An 8,370-nucleotide genomic window follows, 5' to 3' on the forward strand; every position below is an offset into this window, starting at 1 on the left:
GTAAGTTGGCGTAGGTCGGGTTAGCGCAGCGTAACCCGACGGGATCCTGGCCTCAGACGCGCAGACCGTCCCCGTCACCCGGGTCGATTCGCGGCCTCTGCGGATCCGGAACGTCGGTGGACAATTCCACTTCGCGCGTCTCGCCATCCTGCCAGACACGAAGCGTGGCGCGGGTGCCGGCGGGCGTTTGCCGCACCAGATCCAGGAACTGCATCGGTGACCCCGGAACCTCGCCGTTCACCTCGAGGATCATCGCGCCCGCGGCGATGCCCATTTCTGCTGCCTCACCAACGGCCCGGCTCACCAGGACTCCGCGCTGATCAGGCAAACGAAGCGCCTCACGCAGGTCCGGAGTCACCTCCCCAACGGTGACGCCGAGCGCCGTGACCACCTGCTGGTCCTCGGGCAAACCCTCGAATTCCAGCCCGCGCGTCGCCACCAGCACATCCGGCGCGACCAGAATGGAGGCACCGGTGCGTGCCGCCAGGGCCAACGCATCGCTGGGCCGGCTGTCGACTAGGACGCTCTCATCGCGGTCGGCAAGGCGCAGTTCGATCAAGCCCGTGTAGGTACTCCCGACCAGGGCATCCACCATCACGCGCTCCACCGTTCCACCCACGGAGTCGATCACATCGGCCAGAAGATCGTGGGTCATCGGTCGCGGTGTCGGCACTTCGCGCAGCGCCATCATGATGGCCAGGGCCTCGCTCGAACCAATACTGATCAGCACCACGTCGCCCGAGCCAGGTTCGCGCAGCAGAACGACTGGCGAACCGCTGACGCTCTCAAAACCCACCGTCGCCAGTTCGACCGCGATCATTTCGTCCAGCGGCACTGCCGGTTCCCGGGCACCGGACTGTGCCGAGGTCAACGCCAGGAGCAACACGGGAAACCACACCTTGATCTTCGCCAGGAACGCCATGACCCTCTCCCTTTGCTCTGTGTTTCTGCGACCCGCTCGCATGCGGTTCGTTCAATGCGGCCCAGGAGCCTGTCGGCTTACCCCCGGAAAGTCTCAAGGGTCTGCATGAGAATCACCCATACCAGGTAGCCGCCGTAGCCCAGCAGCATCCCCCCTGCCAGGATGGAGATCGGTCGGATACCCCGCTGTTCGGGCACCGGCTCGCCCTGGTCGCGCAGCCGGCGTTCCCGCAGCCACTGCCGCAGTCGCCACCAGGCAAACCAGATGAGAACGGCCAGCGTAAGAATCTTCCAAAGCATCAGTTACCTCCGGTACCGGCGCGCGATCGATCGTACGCCTCCGGCACAGGCCATTTGTCCCGGAACTGCTCGAGCAGGTATTCGGGGATGCGCCGCTCCAGGTAGCTGCGTCCGAAACCCTCCAGGAAGCCCACGTGGCCGCCAGACGCATGGCGTTCAAGTGTCACATGTTCGGATACTTCGTCGGGTTCCGGAAGACTTTCGCGTGTCATGAACGGGTCGTTCACGGCATTGATCAGAAGCGTCGGTATGCGGATGTCCCTGAGTACATGGATGCTGCTCGCGCGGTCATAATAATCATCGACGTCCCGGAAACCATGCAGCGGGGCCGTGACCCGGGCGTCGAACTGACGGAAGGTCCGCAGCTCCCGAATCCCCTCGGCGAGATCCGGACGCGCGAGCACATGGCACTTTTTCTGCCACTGGCGTCGCAGCTGCCGCAGGATGTGGCGCTGGTACAGCCGAGAGAGACCCCGGTCCAGCCGCTCCGCGGCGACGTGCAGCCGGAACGGGACCGAAACGGCCACCGCGCAAGCGACGCCAAGACTCTCCCCGCCCCGTGCGAGCGTATGCAACAGCGCGCTGCCGCCGAGTGAAACCCCCACCGCCGCCAGCCCGCGGCGGCTGTAACGCCGATGCAGTTCGCCCAGTACATACATCGGGTCATCACTCTCGCCCATGTGATAGCTGCGCAGCTTGCGGTTGGGTTCGCCCCCGGCACCGCGAAAATGCATGGTGCAGGGCCAGAATCCGCGCGCGTGCAGCGCCCGCATCAGGCCACGAGAGTAGACCGACTGGCTGCCGCCGCCCAGCCCGTGCAGCAGCACGACGATGGGTCCGCCCGGATCGGGCCCCCAATCCAGCGAGAGGAAATCCCCGTCCGGCAGCGTCATGTGCTGCCGGCGCAGCGTGATGCCGCGGCGCAGCCGCAGCGCGTTGGGGACGATCGTCTGCAGGTGTCCGCCCGGCAGCCACCAGGCAGGCCGGAAGCTCCGGCCCTGATCTTCAGCGGTCATGCGATGACCCGCGGAATGGCCTCCCCGGGCCGATCAACGGTACTGCCGCAGGTACCACCACTCGAAGGCCCGCTTCGCCCAGTGAAACACCGGGGTGGACGGGAGGATGACGTTACGCGTCTCCGTGCGCTTGACCAGGATTCCGCTGGTCCGGGTATCGACGATGCAGATCAACTCCGCCTTGAAGGTGTGGCTGGGTGCCTTGCCCTGGAACTCGCCAAGCAGATTTGCCACCGCGGCCTCGGCCTGGAGATCCGCCATGTGGGCCTGCTTCGGCAGCCAGTCCGGACCCGGGAAGCTGCCGGAATCGCCGGCCACGTAGACCTTGTCCTGCCCCGTCACCTGGCAGGAGGCGTTGGCCTGCAGCAGCCCGCCGTCGGAGCGCGGGAGATCGGTATTGTCGAACCAGGCGTTGCCGGTCATCCCCGGCATGAATACGATCAGGTCGGCCGCGAACTCGCCGCCCTCGGTGGTCACCTTGTCCGCCTCGAAACCCTTGAGCTTGTGCCCCAGATGGGTCTCGATATCCCGGCGCTTCATCTCGCGCATCAAACCCTCGACCGCTTTGGGACCCAGGCGGTTGCCCGGCTTGGGTGCCGGAGTGAAGAAGACCAGCTTGAACCGGTCGCGATCGCCACGCTTGCGCAGATGCTGATCGATGCCGAACATGAATTCGAAGATCGGCCCCCCGCGCATCGCCGCCGGCTCCTTCGGGTTGCCGGCAAAGCCGAAAGCGATCGTGCCGCCCTCCATGCCTGCCAGGCGATCACGTATCCGCACCGCCGCCTCCACGCCCTCGCAGGGCGTGATCGCGTGCTCGATACCCGGCAGCTTCTTCAGAAACCGCCCGCCCGAGGCAATGATCAGCCCGTCGTTGGCCACCTCGCCGGCATCGGTCAGCACCACCCGTCCGCCGTCCTTCAACCCGGTGACCGAGGCCGGATGGTAGGTCACGCCCTGGCGCTCGAAGAACGGCTTCAGATCGACGACCACGTCCTCGGGCGTGCGCAGGCCGGTGGGAATCCAGATCGTGCTCGGGTAGTAAACCAACTCGGGCTTCGGCGCGATTACGTCGATGCCAAGCGCACGATCGGCCGCGCGCAGCTTGCGGATGGCGGTCAGGGCGCCGAAACCGGCGCCTATCACGGTGATACGGGTCATGAGCGGGTCCCTGATGGCGTCAACTCCCTTATTGTATTGGGTCGGGCGCATCGAGGGCCAATGGCCGCAGTCGCCGGAATGCGCTGCCGCGCCAGGCCTCAATCACTAACTGTGTGGCGTCTCCGCCGGGTAGAATACCGGCCGCACCCCGTTGGAGAACCGACCGTGAACACCAGCCCCCTGCTGATCGGCGCAGCGGACCATGCGGTGGCGATCGACCCCCGGATGGCCAACCGCCATGGCTTGATCGCCGGCGCGACCGGCACGGGCAAGACCGTCACGCTTCAGGTCCTTGCCCAGGCCTTTTCGGATCTGGGCGTACCCGTCTTCGTACCCGATATCAAGGGTGATTTCTCCGGGGTGGCCGCGCCGGGATCCCCGAGCGACCGACTCACCGAGCGTGCGCAGCGCGTCGGCATCGAGCCGCTCGAACTCTACGGCGCACCCACCGTCTTCTGGGACATCTTCGGTGAGCACGGGCACCCCTGGCGCCTCACCGTCGCCGATTTCGGACCGGTGCTGCTAAGCCGCCTTCTGAACCTCAACGATACCCAGACCGGATTGATGCAACTGGTCTTCCGGGTCGCCGACGACAAGGGCTGGCTGCTGCTGGATCTGAAGGACCTGCGGGCAATGTTGGGCTGGGTGAACGAACATCGCCGCGAACTGACAGGCAACTACGGGAACGTGGCGCCGGCGAGCATCGGGGCCATCCAGCGCGCTCTGCTCACCCTCGAAAGCCAGGGCGGAGAACACTTCTTCGGAGAACCGGCAGTCACCCTGGAAGACTTCCTGCAGACCGACGCGGCAGGCAAGGGTGTCATCAACATCCTGCACGCCGAGCGCCTGTACCGGAACAGTCCATTGGTCTATTCGACGCTGCTGCTCTGGCTGCTGTCGGAGCTGTTCGAACAACTGCCCGAGGTCGGCGACCCGGACCGCCCCCGCTTCGTGCTCTTCTTCGACGAGGCTCACCTGCTCTTTGGTAACACGCCGCGCTCTCTGGTCGAGCGCATCGAACAGGTGGTGCGCCTGATCCGTTCCAAGGGCGTGGGCGTCTACTTCATCACCCAGAGTCCGGCCGACCTGCCCGAGAGCGTACTCGGGCAGCTGGGCAACCGCGTGCAGCACGCACTACGGGCGTTCACACCGCGCGATCAGCGTGCGGTACGGGTGGCCGCCCAGACCTTCCGCCCCAACCCAAAACTGGACACCGAGGCGGTGATCACTGAACTGGCGGTCGGCGAGGCGTTGGTCTCCGTCCTCGACGACAAGGGCACGCCAACGCCGGTTGAGCGCACGTTGATCCGGCCACCGTCCAGCCGCATGGGCCCGCTGTCGGACGAAGAGCGCCAGAACATCATCGCTGGATCGGTACTCGCCGGGATCTACGACGAACCCGTTGATCGGGAATCGGCCTACGAGATACTGAGGCGCCAGGCAGAGGCTGCTTTAGCCGAGGAACAGACCGTACAGACACGCCCGCAGGCCGCGGCTCCCGCACGGCGCCGTGCGCGCGGCGACAGCGTACTCACGGCCGCCGCAAAGAGCACGGCCCGGTCCTTCGGCACCCAGATCGGCCGCGAGGTCGTGCGCGGGCTGCTCGGTTCGCTGACCGGAAGCAAACGCTGATCACTTGCCTAGATGGTCGCGAAGCTGCACACGGGGACTCGTGGGGTCTTGACGGGCCCACCGTCTTCGTGTCATGAGGAACACTTGGCGCATCCGTGTCGGGCCGCATCGCCCCACCCGGGTTGACGCCAGCAGCTTGCTTCCACCCGAACCGGCCACCGATGCAGGGTTCGGGCTTCCGTCACATGAGGATCACGCCATGCCGCCCTGGAAGGGAAATATCAACGAACTGCTCAGTGCCGAGCAGATCCAGAAGATCGAGGAAACACTGGAGGGAGCACCCGCCGGGATCTGCGTCGACAAGCGGGGCATGAGACTGAACCGTTACCCGGGCTTGCTCTCGAACCTGAACGGCGAAGAAGAGCCGTTCAAGGTGATCGCGTCCGAGCGCCCGGTCACGGAGACCGGGCTGGTGCTGATCTCCACCATGCCGATACCCGAGATCGAGCGTGCGGTGCTCGTGATCAGTACCGACGAGAATTTCCAGCAACAGATCGAGGGACATGCCCTACCCTCGCGCACCGGAAAACGCGTGGAAGACAAGGACCAGAAGACGATCTTCTACTACAGCATCTTTCAGTCCGCCACTGCCCTGGGCCTCTAGGGGAAACGCTGATTTATCGGTGTTGCCTTGCCGCACACGGAAGTGCCGCCAGAATCGACCACCGCAGGTGGTTGATTCTAAAGCAAGTTGCAAATCGCATTTGCAGCGCAGTTCGCGCTGAGAAAGCCAGGATGGCTTGATTCGGCGCTTCCCTAGTGGGCCAGGCGCCAGCTCAGCGTTTGCCCGGCGCGCAGCGGAACACCCGCCTCCTCCCCGAAGCGCACCTCCTCGGGTACGGTCCACTCGGATTTCTCCAGAACCAGCGTGTCACGGTTGCGCGGCAGACGATAGAAATCGGGGCCGTGGAAGCTGGCAAAGGCCTCCAGTCGATCCAGCGCGCCCACCGCCTCGAAGACCTCTGCGTACAACTCGATCGCGGCGTGTGCCGTATAGATTCCGGCACAGCCGCAAGCGGACTCCTTCGCGTGCCGGGAATGCGGTGCGCTGTCGGTCCCGAGAAAGTACTTCGGGCTGCCCCCGGTTGCAGCCCCCACCAGAGCCTGCCGGTGTGTCTCCCGCTTCAGCAGCGGCAGACAGTAGTGATGCGGGCGCATCCCGCCCTGGAACATCGCGTTGCGGTTCAGCAGGAGGTGGTGCACGGTGATGGTCGCGGCGACGTTGTCCGACGCGTCGGCAACAAAATCCACCGCCGCGCGGGTGGTGATGTGCTCCAGCACGATCCGCAGTTCCGGGAAATCGCGCACCAGTGGCGTCAGCGTGCGTTCGATGAACACCGCCTCGCGATCGAACACATCCACCGCGGGGTCGATGGATTCGCCGTGCAGCAGCAGCGGCATCCCCTGCCGCTGCATCTCCTCGAACACGGGGTAGCAGCGCCGCGGGTCCGTGACCCCGCTGGCGGCGTTGGTGGTGGCCCCGGCGGGATAGTATTTCACCGCGTGGACCAGGTCGGTTTCGCGTGCGCGGGCGATCTCGGCCGGTGGCGTGGCCTCGGTCAGGTACAGCGTCATCAGGGGTTCGAAGGACAGGTCCGGGGGCACAGCCGCGAGGATCCGATCCCGATAGGCCAGTGCCTGCTCCGTCGTCACCACCGGCGGCTTCAGATTCGGCATCACGATCGCGCGGGCAAAGCGCCGGGCGGTGTCCGGCAGCACGCTGGCCAGCACGGCCTCATCGCGCAGGTGCAGATGCCAGTCGTCGGGACGGGTAATCTTCAATCGGTTCATGGCGTCCAGCGGATTGCGGGCTCGGTTCGAGTATTTCGCGCCAGTCTACCGGAAAGTCACAGGGGTTTCGGCCCATCGCCGGTATCGAGCCCACTAGCGGGGTCGGACCAAGCCAGGCCATTGATAGCAATGAAGAAACCCCCTATATAAGCCCCCAAAAAGAGCTTAAACGGGGGTTTTTGGCCCTGAAAACGGGCCATTAACGCATGTATGCTGCCACCCCATTGGCGGATGGTTCTCCAGGACCGCGCAGGCACGGCGTCTTTGACGGCAGCTTCCCGCGTTCGCCCTTAGCAGGCCATTTTCAGGGTCGAAAACCCGCCTTTAAGCCGAAAAATGACCTAAAAACTCCCATCTAACCGTATTAATATCATATACTTGCGCTGGTCCGACCCCCAGGAGACAACGGAGACCTCATGAGCATCGATATCAAGGCCCTGTTTGACGCCGAACCGAAATCGCCACTGTATGTGGCCATCAACCGCGTGATGGTGGAGAACAACCCCAACCTGATGCGCATGATGCGCCAGGCCAGTTCCGAGATGTGCCTCGCGACCGCGCTGACACCGGGGTTCCAGGGCTTCGACCTGATGCGCCAGACCGGCAGCTGCCCGATGGGCATGCGCTGGGGCGCAAGCACCGACATGACCCAGGAGCTCTCCCACATCTGGATCGACCAGTTCACCTACTGGGACAGCCTGGAGGCGCACGAAGACTTCCACGAAACCTTCGAGGACGTGGTCGTCACCGCCTGCGACAAGTGCGGCAACGTGCTCCTGGATGGACCCGAGGAACCGGTCTACCGCATCGTGAAGAGCCACATGCCCAAGCTGGTGTCGCTGAACCAGTTCGAACACGCGCGGGCTGCCGGGCGAGACCTGGCGCACATCGCTGTGGACTCCGGCCACACCGTGACCGTGTTGGCAACCCATCACGTGCGTCCGGGCAAGGAAGCGGAGTTCGAAGAAGGTGAGACCCAGACCATGGAGCTCCTGCGCGAGACCAACGGCATGATCGGCTACCAGATCCTGAAGCGCGTCGGCATCTCGACGCTGGGATCGGGGCACGCGACCGTGGATTCGATCATGGAGCGCATGAAGGACACGCCCGGGGCCAAGCTGCAGCGCACCGCCGAGGTCTGGGAGGGCTACACCATCCCTGCGGAATACGTGGTGATGGTGGAATGGGAGAGTCTCGATGCAGCACAGCGCGGCATGCCGCATGTGAACGTGAAGCCGGAAATCCTGTTCGTTCATGGACCCAAGGTCTTCAACAACTGCATCCGCATGCCCACCGTGCGCATGGCCGTATCCATGTTCACGGAGCAGACGTATCGGGAGGTACTCCAGCAGGCTTGACGCAGCACACGCGCGCCCTCGCCCCCTTTGGACACGGTTGGGCGATGGGCAGCGCGCGCCAGGAAAACCCCGGGCCGGTGCTTGCAGCCTGTCGGACTTGGGCTGCTCCTGCTGCGCCGGTAGGAGGAGCGGTGCATTTTCCCTGATCTCTCGTTGCTTAGAACCACTATGCGCCTCGATATCATGAAAAA

At 64.5% G+C, this 8,370-nt stretch carries 8 protein-coding genes; 3 read left to right on the forward strand and 5 right to left on the reverse strand.

Annotated elements, in window-relative coordinates; genetic code table 11:
- Positions 1–52: 52 nt before the first annotated feature.
- The 4 genes from EA346_RS08970 to EA346_RS08985 all read right to left on the reverse strand — a co-directional run bounded on the left by EA346_RS08970 (position 53) and on the right by EA346_RS08985 (position 3,398).
- A complete protein-coding gene (locus EA346_RS08970) occupies positions 53–922 on the reverse strand; it encodes a bifunctional nuclease domain-containing protein (protein WP_296757728.1) in 870 nt (289 codons plus the stop codon).
- A gap of 77 nt (positions 923–999) precedes the next feature.
- The gene (locus EA346_RS08975; RefSeq protein ID WP_296757730.1) at positions 1,000–1,221 is read right to left on the reverse strand and encodes a hypothetical protein; all 222 of its coding nucleotides are present in this window, start codon (positions 1,219–1,221) and stop codon (positions 1,000–1,002) included.
- Positions 1,221–2,237: a hydrolase gene (locus EA346_RS08980; protein ID WP_296757732.1), complete on the reverse strand. Its 1,017-nt coding sequence runs from the start codon at positions 2,235–2,237 to the stop codon at positions 1,221–1,223. The genes EA346_RS08975 and EA346_RS08980 overlap by 1 nt, the downstream gene beginning before the upstream one ends.
- 33 nt (positions 2,238–2,270) lie before the next feature.
- The gene (locus tag EA346_RS08985) at positions 2,271–3,398 is read right to left on the reverse strand and encodes an FAD-dependent oxidoreductase (protein WP_296757735.1); all 1,128 of its coding nucleotides are present in this window, start codon (positions 3,396–3,398) and stop codon (positions 2,271–2,273) included.
- A 165-nt stretch (positions 3,399–3,563) separates the two neighbouring features.
- Here EA346_RS08985 and EA346_RS08990 point away from each other — a divergent pair, with 165 nt between their 5' ends.
- The gene (locus EA346_RS08990; RefSeq protein WP_296757737.1) at positions 3,564–5,030 is read left to right on the forward strand and encodes a helicase HerA-like domain-containing protein; all 1,467 of its coding nucleotides are present in this window, start codon (positions 3,564–3,566) and stop codon (positions 5,028–5,030) included.
- Between the two features lie 199 nt (positions 5,031–5,229).
- Positions 5,230–5,634 (forward strand): hypothetical protein, encoded by a 405-nt coding sequence (locus tag EA346_RS08995; RefSeq protein ID WP_296757739.1) that lies wholly within the window; start codon positions 5,230–5,232, stop codon positions 5,632–5,634.
- Positions 5,635–5,786: 152 nt separating this feature from the next.
- Here the strand turns inward: EA346_RS08995 and pyrC are convergent, their stop codons facing one another.
- The gene (gene pyrC / locus EA346_RS09000; RefSeq protein WP_296757742.1) at positions 5,787–6,821 is read right to left on the reverse strand and encodes a dihydroorotase; all 1,035 of its coding nucleotides are present in this window, start codon (positions 6,819–6,821) and stop codon (positions 5,787–5,789) included.
- Between the two features lie 416 nt (positions 6,822–7,237).
- Here pyrC and EA346_RS09005 point away from each other — a divergent pair, with 416 nt between their 5' ends.
- Complete coding sequence (locus EA346_RS09005; protein WP_296757744.1) at positions 7,238–8,179, forward strand: sulfur oxygenase reductase family protein; 942 nt, start codon at positions 7,238–7,240, stop codon at positions 8,177–8,179.
- The last annotated feature ends 191 nt before the right edge of the window (positions 8,180–8,370 follow it).

Origin of the sequence: Thioalkalivibrio sp., assembly GCF_007692535.1 — a bacterium.
Taxonomy (GTDB): Bacteria; Pseudomonadota; Gammaproteobacteria; order Ectothiorhodospirales; family Ectothiorhodospiraceae; genus Thioalkalivibrio.